This window comes from Candidatus Poribacteria bacterium, from assembly GCA_009839745.1.
In the GTDB taxonomy this organism is placed as follows: domain Bacteria; phylum Poribacteria; class WGA-4E; order WGA-4E; family WGA-3G; genus WGA-3G.
In genome coordinates, this window is record VXPE01000057.1 from 1 (window position 1) to 26,201 (window position 26,201).

A 26,201-nucleotide genomic window follows, 5' to 3' on the forward strand; every position below is an offset into this window, starting at 1 on the left:
GATGTTTGTGTCAACGGTAGCATCAAATACATCTGGTCCCATATCCAGCAGTTGAATCGGTTGGGTGAGTGTTGCGAAGTAATCTCTCAACTTTTTACCATAGCCAGCGCGCATCCATTTATTGGAAGTGATAAAACAGACATATCCGCTGTTTTTCAAGAGTTGATTCGCTTTTTCATAGAACAAACAGTAAATATCGCCCGTGCGAGCGAAGGTATCAAAACCTTTATCTTGATAAAGATTTCCGAGTCTACCCCCTTCCTTTTGCAGTTGTATATATGGCGGATTGCCAATCACCACATCAAATCCATCTATGACTCCGAACATCCACTCAGGATCAAACCAATCGGCGGTGGCGTTCTGGTCATAGGGATCCCACTGTGCAATTTTTTCGGCATCATCTGCTGGAGTGCCCATACTTTTTAATTCCGTTGCCAATTCCGCTCGCAGTTGCTCGTCCTTTCGCTGATATTCACGTTTGCGTTGACGGGTGGTGGCGTGGAAATGCCGCTCGCGATTGTCGCGCAATTCGCGTTCCAAATCTCGCGCCGTATTACTCGTCAGCGTCCGTTGTGCTGTGAGACCTATCAGTGTGTTTGCCGAGATAAAGCGTGTCTCTAAGTTTGGTAACGGCTTGATGCCAAAGTTATCAGCAGCTCTATCTGGCTCTTGCTCAATGGCAAGCGAGATGAAAAAGCGGAGTTTGGCGATCTGGCATGCCACGGATTGGATGTCTACACCGAAGACACTGTTCTGAATCAGGTATAACTTCCGTCCGAAGTCTGAATCACGGTAGCGTTTAAACGTCTCATCAATGTCGATGAGTTCTTCCCGCCGCGTTGGGTCATCCTGTGTATCAAACGCGATTTCTGCTCGTTGGAGTGCCCGCGCCTTCTGTAGCTTTTCCCATCGAGTGTTGTCGGGATCAAGTCGTCTGAGGACAAGCGTCAACTTGTGGAGCATCCCCATAGGAAATGCCCCTGATCCGACTGCTGGGTCCAATATCTTCAGTTCAGAGATTGTTCTGACAATCGCGTCAGTCTCGGTGTCGTCAAACCATTGGCTTGCATCATCAAATGTTTGGGCATAATCGAGGAGATAGCGCAGCCGTTCCTCCCACAATTGCGTATCGCCATCGGTTGGGTTACACTTTTGGGAGAGCGTGGCGACTAACGCCTCATCTACCATGTAATCTACAATCGCGCGTGGGGTGTAGTAGGAGCCGGTTTGTTTTCGCACCGTCGCACCGGTTTCTGGGTTGTAGGCGGCGAGGAGATTTTCAAACACTCTGCCGAGTAGTTCGGGGTCCAACGCTACCTCTTGTTCTATCGGTGTGTTCTCCTCAACGGTGAACTTGTAGTGTTCCAGCAACGGCATCAAGCCTTGGGTATCGTCAAAGAAAAGACGGTTGGGGATGGACAACTCGTGATACTGATTATCGGAGAAGCAGTCTATTCGGTAGCCTCCGTCCGTTGTTGCCTTAAAACTGTCCAGACAATCGAACAAACCGCCATTGATGAAGGGCGTTTTGGCAAATAGTTTCAAGAGTTTATCGGGGGCGCGCATCTGCTTTTTGTAGCGATACACTGAGAAATTACGATGGTCAGAATAGTTACCTTTGCTAAACCTCCGCTCGTCAATCTCGGTGTTTAAGGTAGCGAAAAAGAGGTTTTGTAGCACGGCGCGATAGTAGGAATCTCCGTTATCAAAGTCGTCTTCTTTCAGTAGGTCTTGGATTTGCGATTTGTTGAACAACGCATCTGCCACCAATCCTTTTTCCTTGATAAACCAGATGAAGAGCAGGCGTGTGATGAGACGTATCACATGTTCTGCCGGTTTTATGACGCGGTTTTCGTCTGTCGGGAACGTTGCTTCTTCTCTTGCCCATTCATACCACGCGAAGAGTTTCCGATAGAACTGTTTGTTGAGTTCTTCGGTGTCCAGTTTGGCGAGCCATGCCGCCAGCAATCCGTCGAAATTTTTCGATTTTTTCTTCTCGTCTATCCACTTGACGCATTCTTCAAGCGAGAGTTCGGAGAGGATGTCCAGATGTGCGCGATGTGGGTTGTTGAGACGGATGTCTTTGATGAGGGTGACCTGTCCGAGCACATCGCGGTCCTCGTCGGTTTTGTCTGGACGGCGATCGGCAAATGCAACCGTTAAACGATTGCCGGCGCGAAATAAAATTACAGTGGGTGTGAATAGACGTTTGTTAATTTCTCGTGTGAATTCGGCGTATTTGGTTCGGGAATAGTTGTTATCTTTTAGTTCAACCGCACAGAACAGGAAACTTTTGATGTTGCCTTTGTCGAACGCACTGGACTCCAGCATCGTTATCTGCTGTGGACCCTCTTCAATTTCGTCTTTTGTGAATTGGAATATAATTTGTGCGGATTCAGCGTGTGTGCGGAATTCCTGTTCGGTTTTGGTGTTCGGAGTGAGCGGTGGGAATTCTTCAAAAAAGTCGTGGATGGTGCCGGAGAGTTCAAGCGTGAGTTCACTGCGGTAGCCCAAAGTGGATAACAGGTCTTTTGATTTTTCTAATAGATCACCGGTGCGCATTACTGATAGTGCAGATTTGATTACTTCCTTGTTCATGTGTTTCTCTCTTGCAAAGTAATAGGCGCACTTCGTGTGCCGTGAGTTGACGCGCGATGAAGGGTTTCCCTACTACGAACGTTCTCGTTTTTCATTACTGTGGCGTTGTAATAATCAGCCATGTTACCAATTCAAAATCGCTGGAGTCCCTGGGGGTTTCAGATGCCACTGGCAGTTTGAAGCCTCGTGGAGCCCCTCTCCTTAGGTTTTTAAGTTGGGTTTTTTGGTGTGACCTTGTGATGTGAGTAATGACGGCGTTCAGGAGTTTGTTATAATCCGCCATATTCTTGCCGTGTTGGGTTTCTTGGTCGAATTGGAGACACAATTCTGGCAGGGCGTCGCTCTTTCCGACAGTGGCGGCTTCAAACAGGTCTAACACTTGTTTGGCGTTTGCACATCCGTAACGGATGTCGCCGTTTTTGCGGATGTAGACGGTGTAATATGGATAGATAGGACTCGGTGTTTTTTGCTCTTTATCTGTCAAGGCATTGCGTTGCCGGAGGAAGAAGATGATGCCGGTTTCTGTGGGGCTATTCTCGTTGGTGGTGACGGCATAAGCCCCTTTCGGCGTGGCTTCTAATTCTGCTCTGTTTCTTTCGAGATACTTTAGCAACTGCGCGAAGAAGTAATCAAACGTGAAATCGCTCATAACGATGCCGTCGGAGAGGTCGTCAAGGTCCAAGACATCTTCACGAAGCTGCTTCAATTGCTCGTCACGGAAATTGAGCTCCATCTGTGCGTGTTCATAAGTGAATTCGTTCAGTGGGTCGTCATCACCGCTGGCGGCTGCATCGGCGAGTGCCATCCGGGATTCCACGCGGCTTTGTAAACGGAGATAGACCTCCATGTCTTTGGTGGGCCAGTAGTTAATCATTCTCACCGTAGTATTACGGCTGCCGATTCGGTCAATACGTCCGAAGCGTTGGATGATGCGGACAGGGTTCCAGTGGATGTCGTAATTCAAAACTGTATCACAATCCTGAAGGTTTTGCCCTTCTGAGATACAGTCCGTAGCGATAAGGAGGTCTATATCGTCGCTTGTGCTGTCGCTACGTCCTCGTGCACGTGGTGCAAAATTGGTTAAGATAGCGTTGAAGTTGTTGCGTCCGCAGGTGGTTTGTGTATCGGTGCCAGAGACCATCGCCATGTTCAGACCCAATTCTGCAGCGAAGTCCGACAATTCTTTGTAAAGATAGACTGCTGTATCCTTAAAAGTCGTGAAGACTAACAATTTGGGGTTGGTTTTTCCGTCCTTGTCAGTCATCGGGTTGAGTGCTTTGTCTCTGATATGTGCTTTAATCGCTTTGAGTTTGCCATCCCGTTCCGGTGTGATTGTTTTGACGCTGTCCCATGCGGCGTTTAAGGTCTGTTTATCCTTGATGAGATCCTTTTTCCAGCGGGCGTGATCCAATTCGCGGAGGTGATACGGATTGCGGGCGCGGTTCACCAAAAACTCTTCATCGTCTTCATCGTCATCGGGTAGGATGTCGGCTTCCGCGTCCTGTATACGCGGATTTTTTTCGTATTTGTCGATTTTCTTCAGCATATCGTCAATTTTGCCCACAGTGCGCTCAAGTGTCTCTGAGAGGGAATGTGCGGAACTCTCCAAACGCTTCAGAAAATTGGTTTGCATCATGCCAATGAGGAATCGCTCGCGATCTGCTTGGTTGAAACGGAACCTCTGTTTTTCATCTGCCAACCGTTGTTTTGCGGTTTCGCTGATGACATAACTGGACGGTTGATAGATGGAGAGTGTGAATTCGGCTATCTGATCTGCTAATGCTTTGTAGGAGAGTTCTCCTGTCAAGTCGGTTGGTGGGTGGGAGTTTTCCGGCTTCTGTGGTGTCGGGAATTCACCGATCCTGACCATTTCTTCGGCGTAGAAGGTTTTAATATGCCGTCGAGAACGAGCAATAGAGACCCCACCGAGCAGTTGGAAAAATTCGGCACCGAGAGTTTCCAGTAACTTCGCTTTGTCTTTTTTGCCGTTCTCACCGCCGTCCTCTTCCCATTTCTTAAATTCCTTTTGTGCTTGACGGAGCATTGAACCGATATTACTGATGCCTAAACTCTCCCTGAAGGCATCTTCACGCTTTTCTGTCATCAGGTAAATCTGATTACGGAGGTCAATGAGTGATGTGTTAACTGGTGTTGCTGACAGCATTAAGACCTTCGTTTTCGTGCCTTCCTTTATAACTTCTTCTAATAAACGGGAATAGCGACTGTGCCGGAAATTGCCATCTTTATCCTCACCCGATTTGGTATCATTTCGGAAATTGTGCGATTCGTCAATCACTATCATGTCGAAATTACGCCAATTGAAATTTTCCAAATTAACGCCACCAGATTCGCCACTATAGCGGGAAAGGTCGGTATGCGATAGCAGTGTGTAACCGAACTTGTCATCAAGGAATGGGTTGGTGTCTTGTGAGTTATATGCAGGATAGAGCGCCCAGTTGTCATGCAGTTTTTTGGGGCATAACACCAACACTCGTTCGTTTCGCAGTTCAAAGAACTTTATAACTGCCAGAGCCGTGTAAGTTTTTCCCAATCCTACGCTATCTGCTAAGATACAGCCGTTGTGACGTAACAGACGGGCAATCACACTTTTCACACCCTCTTTCTGAAACTCATACAACGTTTTCCAGACTTCCGTGTCATACAGATGTGTATCTTCAAGGGTTTGGTCGTTGGTTTTTCGGGTTTCAATCTCATTACGAAACAGTTCATAGAGCGTTTTGTAATAGATGAGTTCCGGGGCGTGGTCTTTACCTATCTGTCCTAACGTGGCGAGTACCTTTTCCTTGACATCTTCAACGAGTTTATCGTCGTTCCAGACTTCGTCAAACCACGCTTTCAGGTCGCGGCGGTCGCGGTTGCTATCCACTTCTAGATTGAGTTCAATATTGTTGATATCCTGCGTTAACCCTAAACCGCGCATGGTGAAGTTCGAGCTACCTATAATTGCTCTTTCAGCACCGTTATTTGTGATGTGATACATTTTCCCGTGAAGCAGGTTTGCTTCTCGTGTTGAGCGGATTTCGACCTTCTCTTTTATCCATTCAGCGCAGGCTTTTGCGATCGGTTTCTGTTGGAGTTGCTTGCTGAGTTCCAAGCCTGAATCCGTAATGCCAAACGCTTTTTTCTCGGTATTGCTCGGATCAAGACTTTTAATGAAATCCGGGTCTCCAAACAGAAAGCGGAGTTCTGCTATTTCACTTAAAGGTTTTTGCAATGCTTCAAAGGCATTGATAGTGAAATATGCGGATACAACGGAGAGGAGGGAGCCGTTCTTGATTTCTTGCGCTAAGAATTCGTAAACGTTTCCACGGCGGAGGTTGTCTCGGATACCGGATTTGAGATTTGACATTTTCGGTCCTTTGTGTGCCAAATCAACCTGATTCTGTCGCTTTTCTGCTATGAGCCAGACGCTATGCCTGCGGTGGAGCTAGCATTGCAGCGATGTCTTCTGGTGGATTAACATTACGAAGTTGTTTGAAGTTTACGACGCTTCTATTGATGTGTTGGAGTGAGCGAATACTGTCTTTTCCTATAATATTAGCAACTTTCAAGTCTAATCTTGCATTTTCCCACTGTTGCCTCTGAGACCATACCACGCCACGATTATAATATGCCTCGGCATAATCGGGATTAGATTCAATTGCTTTGTCCAAGTCATCGATGGCAAGTTCTAACTCACCTTCAGCCAAATAAGCAAGACCACGATTGTTATATACTTCGGCAAAATTTGGCTTGAGTTCTATTGCTGTGTTATAGTCTACAATAGCGCGATTATATTCACCTTTGGCATAATAAGCGTAACCGCGACCGCCATAGGCACGGGCAAACTCCGACTTGAGTTCTATCGCTTTGCCAAAGTCTTTGATGGCGAGGTTAGATTCGGCTTGTTTGTTGTAAACCACACCGCGATTGTTATACGCCTCGGCATAGTCAGGTTGCAGGTCTATCGCTTTTGTATAGTCTTCAATAGCACACTCAAATTCACCTCTGTACTCATAAGCTACACCTCGATTGCAATAAGCTTCGGCGAGAGTTGGATTTAGACGTATTGCTTGGTTATAGTCTTTAAGAGCAAGATTTATTAAACCTTTTCTTACATAAGCGTTGCCGCGGTTACTATATGCTTCGGCAAACATTGGGCGGAATTCTATTGCCTTACTGATGTCTTCAATAGCCTGCTCAACATCACCTTTAGCACGGTAGGCGTTGCCACGATTATTATAGGCTTTGGCGTGGTCGTATCTTAGTTTTATCGCTATATTATAGTCTTCAATAGCTTGGTCAAGTTCACCTTTGGCGCGGTATGTTAAGCCTCGTCCATTGTATGCTTCCGCAAGATCTGATTTGAGATGTATCGCTTTGTTGAAATCTCTGATGGCGAGGTGAAGATCACCTTTGGTGCTGTAAGCAGTGCCGCGATTGTTATAGGCATGTGCGTTATTTGGATCCAATTCTATTGCTCTATTATAGTCCGCGATCGCAAGATCAATCTCACCTTTGGCGAAGTAAGCAAGACCGCGATTTTTGTAAGATTTGGCATAATTGGGATTTAGAGTGATTGCCTCATTGTAGTCCTGAATGGCTTCATCGTACTTGTTTGCGGCTAATCGAAAATTACCTCGTTGAAAGTAATTGTGATAAACCTTTCCCGCCTCGTGCTGTCTATTTTCCATCGCTGATACCTCCGTAGTAAGGTTCGGCAAGTGTTTGATCGTATGGTTGGGCATACGTGTTTCTTTCAAAAAAACCGAGTAAGTCGGAAAATAGAGTTTTTTCTGAGATTCCCATTTTTTCTAATGCCGTTCTGATGTCTTCTTTGGCACCGTTACGAATTATGATTTCTTGATTGATCATGTCGGTATCTACTTCAGGCAAACCGAATAAAAATACAGACTGCTGCATATTCATACGTTCGGTGTCTACTGCTCGACTATCCAGAGTGGGTGACCAGAGATACCACTGAGCTTGATCCGCATCAAAAAAAGCATCCAATTCTTGCTGGAGTCTCATTTTTGTTTTTATTTCTTCAATTCTTCCACTATTGTTTTCTAACACAAGAACTTTCCCATTTGCATCTTCTCTACTATCGCAGGCGAACCAAAGTGCAACCAAAGGACTGAATGTGAAATCAATCAGGCCTGTTGAGACTTTATTATGCTGTAGATGTGCCATACACTCTAATGGAAACAAATCTCTGTATGTAGACGGATACTTTAGTTGAACTTCGTCAACAATTTGCTTCACATAGCCTACAAAAAGGTCGTCCAGTAAATCGGGATCAGCATCGACTTGCTTTTCCAAACGGCGGTAAGCACTGCTGGTCACGCGCCACACCTCGTTTTCTTGACCGCGATAGAGATACGTTATTTCAGAACGTGTTATCTTGTCTATTTGGCTAATGTAGTCTGCTAAATTGGAGATTTCAATGGATGTATTCATGTATTGCTGTTTCTATCCTATATTCCTCTGACTAATCTCAATTATACAACTCGGAGATGAGCTTGTCAATCTCAATTTTGAAAAAATCTGAATCGCGAATTTTTACAAATTATACCGATGACGCTGAGTGAGAATCCATGAAATCTGTGTCATCCGCGATTTTGAAAAGTTATTACTGATGGTCCATAAAAATGGATTTCGGTAGATGGGTTTCTTTAGCGTTAAATGGAGAGAGCGCATAGGTCATCGGTACGCCAGAAGACGGTGCGATCATCAATTTTCTCGGCACCCCGTTGCAGGTACCCGTCAATTGATTTGCCTTCAAGCACTCGAACTTCAAACGTATAAGGTGGGTCGATTTTGAATGGGGCAATCTCAGCAATATTTCGGCAAGCCTCCGCCGCAATCTCACGGATCAATTCTCGCGACCGTTGGGGTGATAGATGCAACGCGAGTTCCTGTCCGAGGCCCTGTTTGGTCTCAACCCCATAAATGTCGGGTATCAGTTCTTTCGCTTCCGCTACTGCTTTATCGTCACCAGAGATAAAAACCGTTGGGACGTTGAAAGTGCCAGCGAGTGCGGCACGGCAGCCGAATTCTCCGATCTCTTTTCCGTTGAGCTTATAGTATTCAATGGACACAGAGGAATACGTATGACTCAACGGGGCGTTTGACGTGCCTGCCATGGCGTGTTGCCCTAAGAAAAAGAGGGCATCGTAGGTCTCGTCAAGATAGTAAGGCGGACGAATCGGACCCCGCGCAATTAACTTCGCCTGTGGATGGAATTCAAGCACATCAATCCCGCCAGTCCCGTGTCCGTCCCAGACCACGATTTCCGCGTCTGTCTCCACATCAAGAATGCCATCAACAGCAGCGTTTAACTCCTGCGTCAATAATCGCATGGCTGTTTCTTTCTGGGGACCTTCTTCACGAGTTTGACTGAAGCGGGATACCATCGCAACCCCTTCTAAGTCGGTTAAGATGTAAATCTTCATGATCGTTGGAATCCCATCAAACTATGACACAGTCCATGTTTCGCCGTCGTTGAGGAGTGCTTCGAGATTGCCTTCACCCATCCGTTCTTTTGCGGTGCGGATCTGGTTTGTCATCAGGTCCTCGTAACACGGGTGCCTGATACTGCGGAAAATACCGATGGGATCCGGCAAGTCAAGCGTATCGCTCATCCGTGCGAGGAAATTCGCCAAGGTGGTGTCCTCGGCATACTGATCGTGGACGATGAGGTCGTCCGTGGAGTATTCCCCGTTTGTGGTTTTCACGACTTCGGGTTGGAAACCGTTCAGTCGGATACCCTTATCGTGTTCCGCGCCGAAGACGAGAGGTTCATTGTGTTCCAGAACCACCGTGTTGTCAGCCTTTGTATCTTTTTCCGTGTATTGGAAGAAGGCACCGTCGTTAAACACGTTGCAGTTTTGGTAGATTTCGATAAACGAAGTGCCTTTGTGTTCAAACGCTGATTTGATAATGGCTCGGAGGTGATTTGGATCTCTATCCAGCGAGCGCGCCACGAAAGTAGCACCGGAAGCCAATGCGAGACTAATCGGATTAAAGGGGGTATCTACCGAACCAAGAGGTGTGGATTTCGTCTGTTTCCCTTGCTCGGATGTCGGTGAGTATTGCCCCTTCGTCAATCCGTAGATGCGATTGTTAAAGAGCAAAACGTTAACGTCGAAATTGCGGCGCATCAGGTGGATGAAATGGTTGCCACCGATTGAGAGTGCATCACCATCACCTGTGATGACCCATACAGAGAGATCGGGATTCGCCATTTTTACACCGGAGGCGATCGTTGGCGCTCTGCCGTGAATCGTATGGAATCCGTAGGTGTTCATATAATATGGAAATCGACTCGAACACCCGATGCCGGAGATAAAGACAATGTTCTCTTTAGGGATGCCGAGTTCCGGCATAATACGTTGTGTCTGCGCGAGGATGGAGTAATCACCACAACCCGGGCACCATCGAACATCTTGGTCGGATTCAAAATCCTTTTTAGAGAGGGTGGGTACACCAGCAGGGATGCGTGAGGATCTTTTTCTTCTCATGGTTTGTTACCATCTTTTTTTGTAAACCCTATAGGCAGGATTTCCAACCCAACCAGTAGGGGGCGGGTATTGCGGGCGTGAGGACCTAAGCGCGCCCTATTTCTTCAAGTATTTCGTCTATTTTCGATGCCAACTCAAAAACATGGAAGGGTTGCCCTTGCACCTTGTTAAAACCGATTGCATCAATAAGATAGGTGCTACGAATGAGCTGAAGGAGTTGGCCACTGTTTTGTTCAGGGATTAAAATCTTTTTGAATTTCTGTAGAATGTCGCCTAAATCTTTAGGAAACGGATTGAGATGTCGGAGATGAACGTGTGCGATTGCAAGTCCGTCGGCGACACAGTTTTCTGCTGTCGTTCGGATTGCACCGTAGGTGCCGCCCCATCCAAGGAGCAGGATGTCACCCTCTGGTGCCCCGAACACCTCTGTCGGCGGTAACGCATCGGCGATGCGTGCGACCTTTTCTGCTCGGATTTCCACCATTCTTTGGTGGTTTTCGGCATCGTAACTGACGTGTCCTGTCACATCTGATTTCTCTAAGCCCCCGATGCGGTGCTCTAAACCAGACGTCCCGGGTTTCGCCCAGGGGCGCGCAAGCGTTTCTGGATCGCGTAGATACGGTTCAAACCCGTTACGGGTATCCGCACTCACTGCGAAATCGGGTCTAATTTCCGGGAGTTCGGAGAGTTGTGGAATCTTCCACGGTTCAGCCCCCATGGCGATGTAGAGATCGGAGAGAAAAATCACCGGTGTCCTGTATTTCACGGCGATACGACAGGCTTCGTAGACTGTCTCAAAGCAGTCGAACGGACGTGATGGAGCGATAATAGGCAACGGAGATTCACCGTTCCTCCCGTAGAACATCTGCAAGAGATCCGACTGTTCCGTCTTTGTCGGCATCCCTGTTGAGGGACCCGCACGCTGAATGTTACATACCACAAGTGGGAGTTCGGCAATCATAGCGAGGTTAATCGCCTCCGATTTGAGTGCAAGCCCTGGACCGCTACTTCCGGTGACACCGAGTGAACCGCTAAATGCGGCACCGATTGCGACCCCGACGGCGGCAATCTCATCCTCCATTTGCATTGTAACGACACCAAAATTTCGGTATTGTGCAAGTCCGTGGAGAATATCACTTGCGGGTGTTATCGGGTAGCTGCCGTAAACGAGCGGTAGACCGGATTGATACGAAGCCGCAACAAGTCCAAGCACGGTTGCCATGTTCCCTTCAATATTTCGATAGGTCCCGGGTTCAAAGTCGGCAGGTTTCACATCGTAGGAGACAGCAAACTGCTCAGTCGCTTCGCAATAGGTATTCCCGGCACGGAGCGCGAGAATATTGGATTCGACATACTGAGGCCTTTTCGCGAACTTCGCCTTGATCCACTTCATCGTGTATTCCATTGGACGATTGTAGAGCCAGAGGATCATACCGAGCGCGAAAAAGTTCTTACATCTGTCGATTTCTGGGACGCTTAATTGTGTCGCTTCGAGTGCTTTTCGAGTGAGTTGTGTTAATTCGACACGGAAAACTTGGTATTTCGTGAGTTTATCGTCTTCGAGCGGATTCTCTTCATATCCTGCAAGGCGTAAATTGCGGCGGGCGAAGTTGTCGGTATTTACAATCAGGATGCCGTTGGGTTTGAGTTTATTGAGGTGTACCTTTAGAGCGGCAGGATTCATCGCGACGAGGACATCGCAGAGGTCTCCGGGGGTGTGAATTTGTTCGCTTGAGAAGTGGAGTTGGAACCCTGACACCCCTGCTATCGATCCGGCGGGTGCTCGGATTTCAGCGGGATAATCGGGGAGCGTGGCGACATCGTTCCCAATAAGGGCAGTAGTTTCAGTCATTTGTGTGCCAATGGTCTGCGACCCATCGCCGGAGTCGCCAGCAAATAGGATTGTCGCTTCCTCGATTTGCTCAACTGGTTTGCGCATCACAATTGTCCTTTGTTATGATAAGTGCATGTTTGGCAACTGCACCCAAGAAATATGAAAAATTTTGAGGTATTTAGGCACCCTCTCGGGCTTTAAAAGCATCTCGAACCGGTTTCGGGGGTAGTGTTAAGACTTCCTGGAGAAACTCCTCAACGAGATAGGACATTAAGTCACGAATGGATACCATCCCGATCGGATGATTTTCCGTATCAACAATAGGGACATGTCGGTAGCCGCCCCGTGCCATGTAGAGGAGGGCGGTGTTCAGTGTATCTTCCGGCTGTGCTGTCTGCGGATCTGCGATCATGAATTCTGTAACGTTAATGTCGTCCAAATTTCCAACTTGTTTATTGAGAATTTTGTTGAGTACGTCCCGTTCACTAAATATTCCGCGGAGATAATTGTTCTCAACAACAGGTGCTGCACCGATTTCGTTAGCGAGGAGTAGATCAATCGCCTCATTCGTGCTGGAGCCGATGTCAATCTGAATGATAGGACGCATCAAATCCTTTAGCGAAACCTGAATCTCTGGCACTCTCCATGCTTTCAGGGCAGCGTCTTCGTCCATCTGCTCTAATTCTTCATCAATTGCCAAGTCATATAGCATGGTTATGCCTCCTACTCCTGATTTTCTATAAATATAGCGATATGTTCTAAGATATCGCGGGTTGAAATTATGCCGATGGGGTATGCCTCTCCCTGGTCGTCCCAAACACAAAGGGGAAGGTGCCGGAAGTGCCCGAGATGCATCAAGTTGAGTGCGAAAGCAATTGGGTCACTGGCGCGTAATGTCTCTGGGTCGGCTGTCATCACCTGTTCGACTTTAAATTCCGCGGGTGCAGCGCGCTGCCCACTCACGTGCTGGAGCAGATCCCGTTCAGTGATGATTCCGATTAATTGTTCATCTTCATCAACGACGAGAACACACCCGGTTCCTCCCTCTTGCATCATATCAATGACGACAGAAACAGGGGATCCGACTTGCACAGTGGTGGGTTGCTTGTAATTGAGTGTGCTGATCGGCAAAGACAGCGTTCTTGTGTCCATCGTAGCTATTCCTTTACTGTAACGTCAGAAAACAGATTTGGGTTTCCTATTGTCTTCCTTAATATAAGGATACCATATTTTTCGCCGATTTGCAAAAAAATCTTCGGCGAAGAACTTCGGTTGCATTCCAGCCTCGCGGGTTGTTTGACGGTAGGCGCTTGGCTATCAGCGGTCAACGTTTAAGTGTCCGAAATTCTGCTATTTCTCCCACAGATACTTATACTGCCAATGTGATCGCGCGAGAGGACCGTGAACCCCATCCGGGAACGACAATCGTCCATCTCCCTGCGGGTCCACCGGCTACCATAAGCATCAGATCCTCTGCTGCGTATTGCTTTGTGGTATCAGCGATGTACTGTCGTATATCGGCTCTGTTGAACCCGTCCTCTGAGATTGTCTTTGCATGCTCAACGCCAATGACGAGGATGGTTTCACCGGCAGTGTTACCCGGGGCGGCGATATTATCCGAGATTGTGTTGAGGATACCTTCTGCGGTGTTATTACCGTGGTCGTTGACGGTTTGGGGACCGGCACCCGCAAAGATGGTAACAGTGCTATCGTCGGCTTGGAAACCGCGTTCGACATGCAACGGATCCCAGGGGCTTCCCTCCTCTTTTTCGGCGAGGCAACAGGTATATTTTCCAGCGTGTCCAAATGCTGAGCGATCGAGTTCACCGGGCAATCCGCCGCCGATGTTGGTGCAGATGAGCCGTAAGGTGCGACCGATTGTTGCGTTCGCTCGCCATCCTTGCCCAAAGAGATTGAATCCGTCATTAATTTCTAACTGCTTTCGGATAGGTCCGTTCACAACCAGGACAGGTGAGACGTGGGATGTCGTGACTTGAACGCCGTGGAGATTAAACTGCTCAGATGTCATTGCCTCCACTGCGGTGAGAAGCAGCGGTAAATATTCGGGTTTGCATCCAGCCATGACGGCATTAATCGCGACCTTTTCGACGGTGGCTCTGCCCCATTTTGGCGGGACAGCTGCGATGAGTTCATCTGGATCTCGGTCTGTTCCGCTGAGCATGCGTTCGACGCGGTCGGGGGTCGGTGGAACGACGGGAAGCCCATCCGTCCATCCGTTCTGATAGCAGACCTCAATGAGGTCCTCGGTTTCGTCAATTTCTAACGCTGTAGACTGCCATTCTTGTGCCATAAGTGTTTCCTTTCTGAACATTATTTTGAATATGTGCGTTGCGGTATGTTATTATATTAGCACGGATTTTATAACTTGGCAAGAGGCTCTGTGTCCTTGTAGGCGGGAACTCCGATTCCCGACTTTTTTTAAACACATCAGGAGTAAAAATGACATCTGTTACCCTTCACGGAATTATGGCGGCGCGACGCGTCGTATCACGATTTTTAAAACCCACACCTCTGGTTCACTATCCAGAATTGTCCGATCAACTCGGATTTCAGGCGTATATCAAGCACGAAAATCATCATCCAACGGGGAGTTTTAAAGTGCGCGGCGGCATCAATTTCATGCACCATCTCCCAAAAGCACAACGTGAAAAAGGTGTGCTTACGGCGACACGCGGGAATCATGGACAGTCCATCGCCTATGCAGCGGCGCAGTCTCGTGTCAAAGCGACCGTTGTTGTGCCGCACGGGAATAACCCGGAGAAAAACAGCGCGATGCGAGCATTTGGCGCGGAACTCATTGAACACGGCGCAGATTTTGACGAAGCACTTACGCTCTGCGAAACACTTCAAGCGGAACGTGGGCTTTACTACGTTCATCCGTGCATGGAGCCTGCATTGTTCCACGGTGTTGGCACTTATTCTCTTGAAATTTTTGAGAGTCTCCCAGACGTAGACGCAATCATCGTCCCGATCGGGGGTGGGAGCGGTTGCTGTGGCGCTATCACAGTCTCCAAAGCGATAAACCCGGATGTCAAGGTCATCGGTGTGCAGGCGGAAAATGCACCCGCTATCTACCGTTCCTGGAAGACAGGGCAACGGGTAGAAACGGATTCTTGCGACACCATCGCAGATGGAATTGCAACGCGAACTCCGTTCTCGTTGCCATTGTCCATCATCAAAAAGGGCATTCACGACATTGTTCTGCTCAGTGAGGCGGAACTTGAGGAAGGCATCCGTTTGGCGTTGCGGTGGACGCACAACTTAGCGGAAGGCGCAGGGGCGTCTCCGATAGCAGCAGCACATAAACTTACGGATACATTGGCAGGGAAACGCGTGGTAATGGTGATGAGCGGTGCGAATCTGGACACGGAAACCCTCAAGAAGGTGCTCTCCTACCAGTTATGAATCACGTAGACGGGGGCAGATCCGTCAGCCAATTGAACGATTGCCGATGCCGCGCCTGCTGTGAACTCATTGCGAAGGGCATTTGTTAAATCGGGATGGATATGTAGCGATGCCAAGTCCCAACGTAGATTTTCGCTTTTTTCGACGATGACGTTGGACGCTTCAGCGATAAGGGAGACGCGTTGCAGCCCGTTGTTTTTTCGGGTTAAACGCACTGATGATAGGACATAGTGGATTGTTTGTCTCGGATCCCGCATTTCGGCTGTGTAAGGTTCACCTGCAGACGCGCGGTAATGCCCAAAACGCATCAGTTTGAGGTTGCCAAGAAACTGGTCTGTTTCGTATGCTGCTGGACGCGGTAAACCGCCGTAGATAACAATATGTCGGCAGTTAAACTGTTCCAAGGCATAGTCTACAGCGAGTTGTCCATCGGTGTAATCCTTGTCCGTTTTTCCTACCCATGCCTGAACGACATGTTTCGCTTTGGTTGTGGTTTCGGGGATCGAATCCATGTCTCCGATGAGGACATCTGGCACGATGGTGGTGTCCGAGTCTTGGTTGAGCTCGTCAAATATACGGATGCCGCCATCCGCACAGATGAGCGGGGACCCGTTTTCCACGGCTGTTTCAATCTCGTGACGGTAAAAGTCGAGATAGCGTGTGTCGTAGTAGCCGTTGAGGAAAATAAGTGCTGCTCTCATTTTTTCTCTTCCGTCATAACAATATTGTATGACGAAATCAGTTGGACCGGATGGTAGGAATGTTTGACACGCTTTAGATTTTCTAACCCTGAAGCGCCCATCGCGTTAATCCATCTGTAAGTGCCAACCAATTCCTTGCAAAACTCGCGGTAGATGAACTGTGCGAGTCCTTTTATCCCAAGGTCTGTAATCTCAAATAATATACAGAATGTGTCCGCATTCAGTGGATAGCCGAAGGTATAGCCTTTAATATCTCCATTGACGCGGACAATCCTGCCGAAAAGTCCGAGTGCGTCTGCATGCGCGATTGCGACTCGATGTGCTGATCGGGAATCCGCAAGCATCGCACAATAGACTGCATCTTCACAATTCATCGCGCGTGCGGTATGCCACACGTCATAGCGTGTGAAACACGCGTCGCTGTCGGCGGTGCAGTAGGGGCTTAATTCTGCCGACGGATACCGATCCATAAAAGCGTTATAGGCGTTGCGTTTGCTTTTGAAGCGATTGCCACTCAACTCACTGAGTGCCTCTGTCTCATAGAGGTATTCGGTCTCCTTCAAGGTGGCACGGAATCCATCCTTTTCAAAAAAAGTGAGCAGCGCGTGTGGAATATTTTCGATTCGGGCGATGTGTGGATTCCGATTTGATTCTAACATAAATTGATATGCCGTGCGGATAACATTTCGGGACGTGCGATTTCCTGGATTGCACCGCATCGGTAGAATCGGCATAAAATAGTCTTCACCCTGCTTTGCGAAGATGCATAGATGCTCCGCGATCAATGTCCAATAAAACTGGAAATGCGCTTTCCACACGTAGAGTGGCGCGAAGGCATAGTTGGAAAGACGCGTGTCAGTTTGACGCGCGTATTCGTCAAAAATTGGCTTGTCATTAAGGGTTAGCGGTTGGAGTTGCATCTGTCAGTTTGAGAAAATAGGACGCACGTCGTTCACCCGCAAGGTAAATTAGCAAAACTGAGCGTATGGACAATTTTCACGGTGTCTTGATAATCACCGATCAAACTCCAGTTAGCGATTATCTCCGCCGTGACCGATTCGGATTCGACGTAATTGATGACGTGGTGGATATGCCTCTGAAAGGCTTCCGTTTCGAGGTGTGCTTCACCAAACGGGCAGAGGGTATCCACGCCGAGCACAATCTCGTTGCCATCCTCGCTACGCATGAGCGCGAATGGATAGAGTTGGCAATCAAGCGGACGGATCGGATAGATGGTGCAGTGGCTCGTCTCCGGTTCAAAAAACGGACAAATATAGAAATCGTTGTGCGGTTTTAGCTGGATCTGGGCACTTTTTCCGTCTGTCTGTGGACGGAACAGTGCGGGATCGGCACCGTGTGCAATGGCTTTTGCTGTCTCTGACGCTGTGAAGATGGGCGCAAGGGGACTGTCTGCTTCTAAAAATCGGCAACAGATATCACACGAGAAACAGACGTCGCTGGGGATGATTTGGTAGAGGCTGGTGTTCACTGGGTTAGGTGTGTCCATTTACGAACCCAAAATCTTTCCTATTTCACCGATTACGATATGAATTTCTTCTTCGGTTAACCCGGGGTGGAGGGGTAGACTCACGACGCGTTCAAATGCTGCCTCAGCACACGGGAAATCGCCGACACGGTAGCCGTATTGCTCCTGATAAAACTCGAAGAGGTGTAGCGGGATGTAGTGGACACTGCATTCGATGTTTGCCTCGCCCAAGACTCTAATAAATCCATCGCGTTCACCGGGTGGGAGTTGGATAATGTAGAGATGCCACGAATGTTCGTTCGGATTCTCCGGTGCAACGGGTGTGCTGATGTGCGGAAGATTTGCGAGTTCCTTTTGATAAATCTGTGCGAGATCTCGACGGCGTTCATGTTGTTTGTTGAGTTTCATAAGTTGGCACAACCCCATCGCGGCTTGGATATCGGTCATGTTATATTTATACCCTTCAGTCGCGATGTCGTATCGCCAGATGTCGCGCTGTGACTGACGTGCCCAAGCGTCCTTGTCGATTCCGTGGAGCCGCATTGTGCGGAGCGGTTTGGCGAAGGCGTCGTTATTCGTGGTAATCATACCGCCTTCCCCTGTCGTCAGGTTTTTGTTCGCATAAAAACTAAACGCGGACAGATCGCCGATACTGCCGATGTATTCCCCTTTGTATTCGGTCGGGATAGCGTGGGCAGCGTCGTCGATAAGGATGAGATTGTGATTTCGGCAGATGTCCCGTAGCGCATCCATGTCGCACGGGAGACCGGCAAAATGGACGGGCATTAGTGCCTTTGTGCGCGGGGTTATCGCCTGTTCAATTTTGGTTATGTCAATGTTCAACGTATGCGGATCGATGTCTACAAAGACCGGTTTTGCACCGACATATCGGATGGCTTCAGCAGTGGCGGTGAAGGTATAAGGGGTCGTGATAACTTCGTCGCCGTTCCGGATTCCGGCTACAACCAGGCTTAGATGCAGGGCGGCGGTGCAGGAACTGACAGCGATGGCGTGCTTGACCCCGAGGTATTCGGCGAAGGCGCGTTCAAATTCGCGCACTCTGTTCCCTGTGCTGATCCATTTGGAGGCGAGGACTTGGCTAACGGCTTCGATTTCGGTATCATCGATCCAAGGACGACTAAAAGGTATGAAAGGATGTTTCGTCATCTTTTTAATTTTCCGTAGCTTGTTGCAATATTTGGATCATTGCTTCGAGAGCAAGGGTGTAACTGTGCGTTCCGAAACCACCGATGACACCGACAGAAACCGCCGATATGTAGGAATGATGCCGAAATTCTTCACGGGCATAGATGTTCGAGAGGTGAATCTCTATGACGGGGAGTGCGACGGTAGAGAGCGCGTCTCGGATAGCGACACTGGTATGTGTGTAGGCTGCCGGATTAATCAGAATACCGTCCGCCCAGTCAATGTGGTCTCCGATGATAGAGACGAGTTCGCCTTCGTGGTTAGATTGAAAGATTTTGAGGGTAATCGCATGGGATGATGCCGCGGCTTGCCGGTCAAGTGTATTGTTAATATCCGATAGCGTTTGGTGTCCGTAGATCTCCGGTTGACGTTTCCCTAAGAGGTGTAAATTGGGTCCGTGGAGGACGAGGATGTTCATGCGCGTGTTTCCTTTTCCTGTAAAGTCTTGCCTTTGTCATAGAGAGTATACAATGAATTGGAAAAATTTTCAAAGTTTTTTCATCGGGTTTGTATTGAGTTTATGCGTTAGCATAGAAAGCATTTAGTGTATGAACCAAATGACAGTATTCTCCATGCCTATACTGCTTATACACTATGAAACAGGTATAAAGAAATGTATCATAGACACAGGAACTTCCATACCGCTCTTTATACTGACCTCAACCATAATAATTGAGGTGAAGGGAAGAATCATGGAATGGGTAGAAATTAGGCGTGCAAGACGCAGAGATGAGCAAAGGCAACGGGAAGCAGAAATCCGTGCCGAAGGTAAAACAGAAGTGATTAAACCAACGCAGAAAAGGTTTCCATCTCGCCAGATTGCACACGCTGAACGTAAAACGAAGTGCAAAGCACAGGACGCAACGGCTTCCCATCACGCCCTTGCTCTTGAAGCTCGAATGCCATTCAGATTAACCCCCTATATGCCAACGGCTCCCCTGACACGACGTCGAGGAAAACTATAATGAAAATGCGAATGTGTTTCATCATGATTTCCTCCCTCGCTTAGTGCGTGTGCATGGGTTTCGGTGAAATAGGTTTTTCACGCTTCAGGAGTTTCGCTTGTTCGTCGTATGCATCCAGATGTTTGAGGATTGCTTGTTTTTCCGATTCTGCGACTCGGGCATCCGCGGGACTGAGTTTTTTCCCCGCAAAGAGAGTATCGGCGTATTTTTCTCTGAAGTCATCATAGAGGGACATAATGAAATCAAGTTCAGCAGCGTGTATCCGACGTTTATCTACGTGCTTTTCATCTGCCAATATCCACTCGGCTTGACGTTTGGCATCTGCCAAAACCGCAGCATGTTCTGTGCAGTCAGGATACTTTTGCCGATGCTTTTGAATATAAGAGTTAACCGCATACTTATATGCTCGACGGTGATATTCTTCACCGGGGGCTGCTGGGAGTCCGAGAAGATCGGCTTGTCTATCCGCCTCGGTGTAGTCTTCAGGATACCAGACATCATCGGGCGAGTTTTCCGTGTCTGCAGCAATGCTGCCCGCTTCGGCAGCCTGCGGTGTGTCATGCGGTTCAGCGTGCCACTCTTCGCCATGCCAGTGTCCGCTCTCAGCGGTTTCCCCCGGCGGTGGCGGTTTCGGTGTCGCAGGCTTTGACGTATCAACGGAGTCAGGCATCACAGCGTTGATAATCTTCACAGGATCTTGAGACGCAACGTGCTGGTATCCCCAAAATGTGCCACCAATGGCAACACCTATCAACATCAGTAAGATCGGCACCCAAAATTTCTTTTTTAACATCGTGACGGGCAATAAAATCATTGTCACTTGGCTTGCGCGTTGAATAGCAAACCACAGACCCATTGTTTGCTGTAAAAACACGGGGAAATAGATACTGTTACGCATCAATGGCGTGGCCGAATTTTTGGCGGAACTCGTCGTGAACCATCTGCTCATAACCCGTTGTTTCTGTTATCGGAATGTCGATGGGCATCATGCCCGTCCGTGAGGATTCGTAGAGCGCGATGCACATCTCCACATCTTTCCTACCCCCGACCCCGTATTCCGGTGGTTCACCTGTGAGTGCCGCCCTCGCTATTGTCATAATCTCCTCAGCGGTTCCGACATTCCAATCGTCGATTGCATACGTTCTGAAAGGATTTTCATACACAATCTGTGGGTCGGTATGCACAACGATTCTGGAAAGGACATCTACGCCATCAACGTGATGTCGTTCCGTTTCGATCGGGATATCTTTCATTTCACCGTTCTCCATGACCCGAAGCGGAAAATCAGCTGTCCAGAAATCGGTGTCTGTTATCACACCCTTCGTTCCCATAATCTGCCTGTATTTAATCGTCTCTTCTCCGACCCGAGAGGTCTCATAAACACCAACGGCACCGCTTTCAAACTCAATGACTGCGTGCCCCCAATCTTCATAAACGTTGTTGTTGGAACTCGGCGCGAATTGCTTCGTGATGCCGGTGATTTTCTTCGGTTCACTTTGGGCATAACATCGAAGTTGGGACATCCGATGGACTCCCATATCAATGCAAACACCGGAGTGGGACGTAAATGTGGATATAGGCGATTCTATGCCGCGCGGCTTTCCCGCACCCTGCTCAAACGGTCTACGTCCGAAAGGTTCGATAAAGTGCACTCGCGCAATGTCACCCAGCACACCCTCCTGAATGAGTTTAATGATGATCCGATCCCCGGGCATCCGAAAGTAATTCTCGGCGACCTCAAAATGGACCCCGTTTTTTTCGCAACTGTCTATGATTACATCGCAGCAGGTGAGGGTGGGTGCCATCGGCTTTTCAACGATTGGATGCATCTTGTGTTCAGCGGCGATCTTCGCGATTGTATGGTGTTCATAATCACCGGTACTGATGTCTACAACATCGATGTTGCTGTGTTTTTCCAGCATCTGTTCGACATCTGTATAGTAAGGGAGACCGTATTCTTCACCGGCTGCGCGAGCGGTATCTTCATCAATATCGCACACGGCTACGTAATCCAAATCCCCTCTTTTCGTCAACTCAGCGATTGTCGGCAGATGCCAACGTTTCGCGACCCAACCACAACCCACGGATGCAATCTTGGCTTTCCGCATTCCTTGTCTCCTTCACTCGCAATGATATTACTGAGATGGTTGTATTTTCTCAGTTAATTCCTCGTCAACGGTGATTGCCAGATGCCCTTGGGGGCCGACCATCTTATTCACCATAATTGACTCAAGCTCTTTATGCTCAAGAGCAGTCAGTTCTTCTGCCAAGGGACTGTTGAGAAAGTCTTTATAGGGACGACTTGTATCCATAAACGGCATGATGTACATCGGAATAACCGCCTGCAACATTGCCGCTCGCTTATGTGGCGTGCGATTTACGCCGGCGCGATGCCAAATCCGAGAATCGTAGACGATGTAGCTCCCCGGTGGTGCCTCGACCACATCGGCATCCGGTCCGGTGTATGGCAGTCCTTTGGATTCACGATGCCCGTCCTCCCTGGAGGTGTTTCCGTTTACCCACTCGACGGGTGGACCTTGACCGAATGTGTGGGATCCGAGTTTGAAACAGGTTGCTCCGTTTTCTTTGCGGAATTCCGAGACGCAGAGGTTTCGCTGGACCCCCATGACCAAACCCTCGACCTTGTGAATCGGTATTCGGTTGACAACTTCACTGCCAGCGATACCCCAGAGATAGGGAAAATCTGAGTGCCACCCTTGAACTTTTCGTCTGCCATCGTCTGGTGGAAGTATAGCAAAACCCGGCGAGTGTCCGAGGCGTATTTCCTGTGTCTGCATATACTCACGCATCAACCACAAAGAGACGGGTTCCGTTGCAATCTTAGCGACCGCTGCAGTCTCATTCATTGGTGGCATACGCCGCTCGTAGGTTTCTGCCTCCCAGCGCCCCGTGCAGCTCACCTTCTCCAATTCTTCGACAATATCAGGTGCGATAATGGAAGGTAGGCAGGCCCAGCCGTTCTGTTTGAAGGATTCCAGATACTCGGACGGCAGGTGCGCGGGACCGTGTCCAGCGGAGAACACGGCACTTTCGGCACCTATGCTGCCGTCGCTCGCGAGTGAATCCCCGTTATGACGCAAGTTATAACCGTTCTCAGCGTCAGCGGATTCGGCTTCGAGGTGGATACCCGTGACGACGTGGCGGTAGGCAGCGGTGCCTTCGACCTGCTCCCATATCGCCTGATCGTCGGTGTAATCAAAGGTTGAGAGTTCGTTCGTGTCGGACACGCCGAGGAAATCGCCATCGACGTTCCGAAGTAGTGTAAAGTGCGCCGACGGCTTTTCAACCCGGACAACGCGTTCCTGAAAAATATCGTCTTTCACCATTTTAAGCTTTCCTTGCCGAGAAACAACAGACGTTTGAACTTTGACGTGCGTTCCTCAAATCCGCCTGCGTGTTTTTGCTTGGGGTTTTTGATAGGGGTCTTTGCTTGGGCATTTCTGCGTGTTTCTGCGTATTTCTGCGTATTGTTGCAGGCTACGTTTTTTGATTAGAATGATCCAAATTGCTACCTAATAGGTTTTGAGCGTTTCAATACAGATTTTTCGAGGAAAGGTGTTTCTTTACACCCCGTAGGGGTGATATTGCCTCGCAGTGAGAGTAGAAAAACAGTTTCCAATTCCCCGCACCCCGTAGGGGTGATATGTAGAGAAGAAATGGCAACTTGCGTTATATCTTCTAATGCGTAACGCCCACCTCTGCAAGCCACGCTTCCAGCAGCTGCATGTTGCCGAGTGTATCGTCCCAAGACATCGCCGGTGCTTGCCGATCTGCGATGTGGTTGGCGACTGTATCTGCCTCATAAGTGAAGAGGTCCCGATCAACGTCGATCGTAATTTCTTCCTGACGCTGATGCGCGTCAACGATAATTTTTGTTGACGGGAAAGTTGTATCCAATGGCAACGGCTCTCGTGCCTGGCGACAGAGCGATGAAGGCAACCAAGGGCTTGGAATCGTAATTGAGCCTTCTGTGCCGTAGATAAAGACGCTGCTCCCAACGCTGCATTCAACGGCAGCGATTATCTCCCCAATGATACCGTTTTCAAATTTGAGCGTCGCTGCTGCGATGTGGTCAACCCCCGTAGGACCGACTTTGCCGTTCCCTTTTACTTCAACAGGGTTCAAAAACAGTTTGTTTTCAGGGGCACCCGCCAGTTTGCGAGTCATTGAAGCCGTATAGCACCCGATGTCAAGGATACCGCCGCCACCCATTTCACGGTTGAAAATTCGGCTTTGGGGGTTAAAATTCGACCGATAACTGAAAGTCGATCGGATAACAAGGACATCGCCGATCGTGCCGTCCTGTATCAGTTCGACCACCTTCGCAACCTGCGGATGGGTCCGATACATAAAGGCTTCCATGAGAAACACATCGTTTTCGCGTGCTGCGTCTATCATCGCAGCAGCTTCGGCGTGATTCATACTGATCGGTTTCTCGATGAGGAGATGTTTCCCCGCTTCGGCACATTTTATTGCCCACTCCGCATGAAGTGGATGGATCGTGGCAATATAGACAGCGTCAATATCGTCGTCCGTTAACAAGCCATCGTAGTCATTATATTGGCGAGGAATGTTGTAATCGTTCGTAAGTCTGTCTATCTTGGATTGCGTGCGACTTGCAACGGCAAGGATCTGACCGGAGTCCGTAAAACGCATCCCGTTGCAAAAGACATAGGCGATGCCGCCCGCACCCATAACACCCCAGTTTAACATTTTTTATTCCTCCTACTAACCGTTCTGCTTCTGTGCTTCTGCGCGCTTGCTTGAGAGCGGATGCATAATACCGGCCCCGGGGGGCCAGACACCTGGATCTGCTTTGATCCATTCACATAATTTCTGAGCGTGGGGGGTCAAGGTTTCCCAAATTTCGTGGGGCATAATCCTACTGAACCCGCGTTGTGAGCGCCACGGTGCGGCGTATTCAACGTTTGGCAGTGCGCGAATTTCTCTTGAGAGGTTCGGGGTTGCCCCGTGCCATGCGCGGTTATCTCGGAACACACCGGAGCCAGCCGTTCCGCCGACGAGTGTCGAGTGTTTCATCCAATCGGGTTCATCGCCCGGCGGTGGTGGATTCTGCTGCAGTGTATGCGTCCCGGGAATCTGACGAATCGGACCGTTTTCCCACGTCAGATCACACATGATGAAATTAATGGTTACGGTCGGCGGTGTCATCTCCATTATCATCTTCTGTGATGGGACATCAAGGTTTCCTTTGTCGTCCCTCTGGAGTTGGGCACCGACTAATTCAGCTTGCCGAATGCGTGCTTCGGAAAGGTGCTGTGGGTCCCTGCCATCGGGATGTAGGTGTTGATACTCTACTGCACCCGGGAGGCAGAGGTCGCCGCCTGAACCCCAAACGCGATAATCTGAAGAACCGAAGATTTCTGTAACGATAGGGGTTGTTGTCGACAGATCTATCATACTCGCCCAAGCGGGATGGTGCAACATCTGTCTTGAAGCGGAAGAGGTGCCGTAGCTATAGCGGTGTGGCAGCCGTCCTGTTTCGGTTGTATATTTTCTGTCTCCCGGTCCCGGTATGGAGAGGATGTCGCGGAGTGCTTCGGCACATCCTGCCCTCCAGCGAGCGAGTTGTTCAGCATTGAGAAGATCTTTGACGACAACGAAACCGTCGCGATGGAAGATTCGAGCGATTTTCTTGGTTTCGTGAGGTTCGCAGATTTCAAGTCCGCGAATACCGTTGTGCTCGCGTAACTTTTCGCGGAGTGCCTCGACCTCTGGGTCGTCGTAAACGCGGCGTTTGGGTGAGTTGGGATCTGCTACACCGAACCCTCTTTTACCGGGAAAGAGATTTCCTTCCGCGTCAACGGTTTCATTGACGGGTGTATTCTCATCCCACCCGACCCGTGTATCACCATAGACTTCCATCTCTTCCAGTTCTGCGGTGAAGGTCCGTCCGTTTTTACTCATTATAATTAACTCCTTACTCCCATCCGCTGCAAGTGATGGGAAAATACTGTGTTTCGTTATAGACAACGAATATAAGAGCGATTGTAGCGTTGGATTTAAAATGTATCACAATTGTATTTTTTTAGCAAGTCTGTAAATCTTGACGATAGGGCTATTTATGGTAGATTTTAGAATTACCGAAATTCGGGCAAAAAGGCTAATCCTTTAGGTTTAGGATGAATGCCCGCCCCTGTTAATTAGACCAAACTGTTGTCTAAAAAAAGCATTTTTCCCCTTGACAAAAACACAAAAAAAATGCTATAATAATACTATCAAGTTGGCAGACATGTTCAGCACAATCGCTTGATTGTGTGTCTGCCTACCCACTGAACAGGGGTTAAAAACTTGATACTTGATAGACCATGAAAACCTACAAATATCGGTTTTATGATCAATCGAATTGTATACGACTTGGAACCATCTGCTTGACGATATGTGGCAGGTGCATGAATACTTCCATAAGTGGCAACGTCA

22 protein-coding genes are annotated in these 26,201 nt (G+C 48.7%); 2 read left to right on the forward strand and 20 right to left on the reverse strand.

Annotated elements, in window-relative coordinates; genetic code table 11:
• The 10 genes from F4X88_09750 to F4X88_09795 all read right to left on the reverse strand — a co-directional run.
• On the reverse strand, positions 1 to 2,598 hold a 2,598-nt coding region (locus F4X88_09750), incomplete at its 3' end, for a hypothetical protein (GenBank protein ID MYA56567.1).
• Positions 2,599 to 2,692: 94 nt separating this feature from the next.
• Complete coding sequence (locus F4X88_09755; GenBank protein MYA56568.1) at positions 2,693 to 5,968, reverse strand: ATP-dependent helicase; 3,276 nt, start codon at positions 5,966 to 5,968, stop codon at positions 2,693 to 2,695.
• 61 nt (positions 5,969 to 6,029) lie between these two features.
• Complete coding sequence (locus tag F4X88_09760) at positions 6,030 to 7,346, reverse strand: tetratricopeptide repeat protein (protein MYA56569.1); 1,317 nt, start codon at positions 7,344 to 7,346, stop codon at positions 6,030 to 6,032.
• Entirely contained in the window at positions 7,282 to 8,058 is a 777-nt protein-coding gene (locus F4X88_09765; GenBank protein MYA56570.1) for an FRG domain-containing protein, read from the reverse strand. Before F4X88_09765 ends, F4X88_09760 begins: the two co-directional genes overlap by 65 nt.
• A gap of 221 nt (positions 8,059 to 8,279) precedes the next feature.
• Positions 8,280 to 9,053: a M55 family metallopeptidase gene (locus F4X88_09770; GenBank protein ID MYA56571.1), complete on the reverse strand. Its 774-nt coding sequence runs from the start codon at positions 9,051 to 9,053 to the stop codon at positions 8,280 to 8,282.
• Positions 9,054 to 9,074: 21 nt separating this feature from the next.
• A complete protein-coding gene (locus F4X88_09775) occupies positions 9,075 to 10,121 on the reverse strand; it encodes a 2-oxoacid:ferredoxin oxidoreductase subunit beta (protein ID MYA56572.1) in 1,047 nt (348 codons plus the stop codon).
• Between the two features lie 85 nt (positions 10,122 to 10,206).
• The gene (locus tag F4X88_09780; protein MYA56573.1) at positions 10,207 to 12,060 is read right to left on the reverse strand and encodes a 2-oxoacid:acceptor oxidoreductase subunit alpha; all 1,854 of its coding nucleotides are present in this window, start codon (positions 12,058 to 12,060) and stop codon (positions 10,207 to 10,209) included.
• A gap of 73 nt (positions 12,061 to 12,133) precedes the next feature.
• Positions 12,134 to 12,667: a CBS domain-containing protein gene (locus F4X88_09785; protein MYA56574.1), complete on the reverse strand. Its 534-nt coding sequence runs from the start codon at positions 12,665 to 12,667 to the stop codon at positions 12,134 to 12,136.
• Positions 12,668 to 12,678: 11 nt separating this feature from the next.
• Complete coding sequence (locus F4X88_09790) at positions 12,679 to 13,107, reverse strand: CBS domain-containing protein (GenBank protein ID MYA56575.1); 429 nt, start codon at positions 13,105 to 13,107, stop codon at positions 12,679 to 12,681.
• A 217-nt stretch (positions 13,108 to 13,324) separates the two neighbouring features.
• Positions 13,325 to 14,266, reverse strand: a complete 942-nt coding sequence (locus tag F4X88_09795; protein ID MYA56576.1) for a hypothetical protein — start codon at positions 14,264 to 14,266, stop codon at positions 13,325 to 13,327.
• 149 nt (positions 14,267 to 14,415) lie between these two features.
• Here F4X88_09795 and F4X88_09800 point away from each other — a divergent pair, with 149 nt between their 5' ends.
• Positions 14,416 to 15,381, forward strand: a complete 966-nt coding sequence (locus F4X88_09800; protein ID MYA56577.1) for a threonine dehydratase — start codon at positions 14,416 to 14,418, stop codon at positions 15,379 to 15,381.
• On the opposite strand, the gene F4X88_09805 is transcribed toward F4X88_09800, so the two are convergent.
• From F4X88_09805 to aroQ, 5 genes are read right to left on the reverse strand one after another with little or no spacing between them, the layout of a single operon-like run.
• Complete coding sequence (locus F4X88_09805) at positions 15,369 to 16,082, reverse strand: thiamine pyrophosphokinase (GenBank protein ID MYA56578.1); 714 nt, start codon at positions 16,080 to 16,082, stop codon at positions 15,369 to 15,371. The two genes, F4X88_09800 and F4X88_09805, sit on opposite strands and share 13 nt — an antisense overlap.
• The gene (locus F4X88_09810; protein ID MYA56579.1) at positions 16,079 to 17,002 is read right to left on the reverse strand and encodes a DUF2156 domain-containing protein; all 924 of its coding nucleotides are present in this window, start codon (positions 17,000 to 17,002) and stop codon (positions 16,079 to 16,081) included. The genes F4X88_09805 and F4X88_09810 overlap by 4 nt, the downstream gene beginning before the upstream one ends.
• Positions 17,003 to 17,034: 32 nt before the next feature.
• Positions 17,035 to 17,589 carry a hypothetical protein gene (locus F4X88_09815; GenBank protein ID MYA56580.1) on the reverse strand — a complete coding sequence of 185 codons (555 nt, stop codon included), beginning with the start codon at positions 17,587 to 17,589 and terminating at the stop codon, positions 17,035 to 17,037.
• Entirely contained in the window at positions 17,590 to 18,735 is a 1,146-nt protein-coding gene (locus F4X88_09820) for a DegT/DnrJ/EryC1/StrS family aminotransferase (GenBank protein ID MYA56581.1), read from the reverse strand. It abuts the gene before it with no gap.
• Positions 18,736 to 18,739: 4 nt separating this feature from the next.
• Positions 18,740 to 19,192 carry a type II 3-dehydroquinate dehydratase gene (gene aroQ, locus F4X88_09825; protein MYA56582.1) on the reverse strand — a complete coding sequence of 151 codons (453 nt, stop codon included), beginning with the start codon at positions 19,190 to 19,192 and terminating at the stop codon, positions 18,740 to 18,742.
• Between the two features lie 274 nt (positions 19,193 to 19,466).
• Here aroQ and F4X88_09830 point away from each other — a divergent pair, with 274 nt between their 5' ends.
• Positions 19,467 to 19,739, forward strand: a complete 273-nt coding sequence (locus F4X88_09830; protein MYA56583.1) for a hypothetical protein — start codon at positions 19,467 to 19,469, stop codon at positions 19,737 to 19,739.
• A 40-nt stretch (positions 19,740 to 19,779) separates the two neighbouring features.
• On the opposite strand, the gene F4X88_09835 is transcribed toward F4X88_09830, so the two are convergent.
• The 5 genes from F4X88_09835 to F4X88_09855 all read right to left on the reverse strand — a co-directional run bounded on the left by F4X88_09835 (position 19,780) and on the right by F4X88_09855 (position 25,688).
• Positions 19,780 to 20,688: a hypothetical protein gene (locus F4X88_09835; protein ID MYA56584.1), complete on the reverse strand. Its 909-nt coding sequence runs from the start codon at positions 20,686 to 20,688 to the stop codon at positions 19,780 to 19,782.
• Entirely contained in the window at positions 20,630 to 21,847 is a 1,218-nt protein-coding gene (locus tag F4X88_09840) for a Gfo/Idh/MocA family oxidoreductase (GenBank protein ID MYA56585.1), read from the reverse strand. Before F4X88_09840 ends, F4X88_09835 begins: the two co-directional genes overlap by 59 nt.
• 27 nt (positions 21,848 to 21,874) lie before the next feature.
• A complete protein-coding gene (locus tag F4X88_09845) occupies positions 21,875 to 23,086 on the reverse strand; it encodes a hypothetical protein (protein ID MYA56586.1) in 1,212 nt (403 codons plus the stop codon).
• 352 nt (positions 23,087 to 23,438) lie between these two features.
• Positions 23,439 to 24,473, reverse strand: coding sequence for a Gfo/Idh/MocA family oxidoreductase (locus tag F4X88_09850; GenBank protein MYA56587.1), 1,035 nt, complete (start codon positions 24,471 to 24,473; stop codon positions 23,439 to 23,441).
• Between the two features lie 15 nt (positions 24,474 to 24,488).
• Positions 24,489 to 25,688: a phytanoyl-CoA dioxygenase family protein gene (locus tag F4X88_09855; protein ID MYA56588.1), complete on the reverse strand. Its 1,200-nt coding sequence runs from the start codon at positions 25,686 to 25,688 to the stop codon at positions 24,489 to 24,491.
• Positions 25,689 to 26,201: the final 513 nt, after the last annotated feature.

What these genes read in the sequence shown, in the direction of transcription:
- F4X88_09755 (MYA56568.1), bottom strand. Translation starts at nt 5,968, where the DNA reads ATGTCAAATCTCAAATCCGGTATCCGAGACAACCTCCGCCGTGGAAAC.
- F4X88_09760 (MYA56569.1), bottom strand. Translation starts at nt 7,346, where the DNA reads ATGCCCAACCATACGATCAAACACTTGCCGAACCTTACTACGGAGGTA.
- F4X88_09765 (MYA56570.1), bottom strand. Translation starts at nt 8,058, where the DNA reads ATGAATACATCCATTGAAATCTCCAATTTAGCAGACTACATTAGCCAA.
- F4X88_09770 (MYA56571.1), bottom strand. Translation starts at nt 9,053, where the DNA reads ATGAAGATTTACATCTTAACCGACTTAGAAGGGGTTGCGATGGTATCC.
- F4X88_09775 (MYA56572.1), bottom strand. Translation starts at nt 10,121, where the DNA reads ATGAGAAGAAAAAGATCCTCACGCATCCCTGCTGGTGTACCCACCCTC.
- F4X88_09780 (MYA56573.1), bottom strand. Translation starts at nt 12,060, where the DNA reads ATGCGCAAACCAGTTGAGCAAATCGAGGAAGCGACAATCCTATTTGCT.
- F4X88_09785 (MYA56574.1), bottom strand. Translation starts at nt 12,667, where the DNA reads ATGCTATATGACTTGGCAATTGATGAAGAATTAGAGCAGATGGACGAA.
- F4X88_09790 (MYA56575.1), bottom strand. Translation starts at nt 13,107, where the DNA reads ATGGACACAAGAACGCTGTCTTTGCCGATCAGCACACTCAATTACAAG.
- F4X88_09795 (MYA56576.1), bottom strand. Translation starts at nt 14,266, where the DNA reads ATGGCACAAGAATGGCAGTCTACAGCGTTAGAAATTGACGAAACCGAG.
- F4X88_09800 (MYA56577.1), top strand. Translation starts at nt 14,416, where the DNA reads ATGACATCTGTTACCCTTCACGGAATTATGGCGGCGCGACGCGTCGTA.
- F4X88_09805 (MYA56578.1), bottom strand. Translation starts at nt 16,082, where the DNA reads ATGAGAGCAGCACTTATTTTCCTCAACGGCTACTACGACACACGCTAT.
- F4X88_09810 (MYA56579.1), bottom strand. Translation starts at nt 17,002, where the DNA reads ATGCAACTCCAACCGCTAACCCTTAATGACAAGCCAATTTTTGACGAA.
- F4X88_09815 (MYA56580.1), bottom strand. Translation starts at nt 17,589, where the DNA reads ATGGACACACCTAACCCAGTGAACACCAGCCTCTACCAAATCATCCCC.
- F4X88_09820 (MYA56581.1), bottom strand. Translation starts at nt 18,735, where the DNA reads ATGACGAAACATCCTTTCATACCTTTTAGTCGTCCTTGGATCGATGAT.
- aroQ (MYA56582.1), bottom strand. Translation starts at nt 19,192, where the DNA reads ATGAACATCCTCGTCCTCCACGGACCCAATTTACACCTCTTAGGGAAA.
- F4X88_09830 (MYA56583.1), top strand. Translation starts at nt 19,467, where the DNA reads ATGGAATGGGTAGAAATTAGGCGTGCAAGACGCAGAGATGAGCAAAGG.
- F4X88_09835 (MYA56584.1), bottom strand. Translation starts at nt 20,688, where the DNA reads ATGAGCAGATGGTTCACGACGAGTTCCGCCAAAAATTCGGCCACGCCA.
- F4X88_09840 (MYA56585.1), bottom strand. Translation starts at nt 21,847, where the DNA reads ATGCGGAAAGCCAAGATTGCATCCGTGGGTTGTGGTTGGGTCGCGAAA.
- F4X88_09845 (MYA56586.1), bottom strand. Translation starts at nt 23,086, where the DNA reads ATGGTGAAAGACGATATTTTTCAGGAACGCGTTGTCCGGGTTGAAAAG.
- F4X88_09850 (MYA56587.1), bottom strand. Translation starts at nt 24,473, where the DNA reads ATGTTAAACTGGGGTGTTATGGGTGCGGGCGGCATCGCCTATGTCTTT.
- F4X88_09855 (MYA56588.1), bottom strand. Translation starts at nt 25,688, where the DNA reads ATGAGTAAAAACGGACGGACCTTCACCGCAGAACTGGAAGAGATGGAA.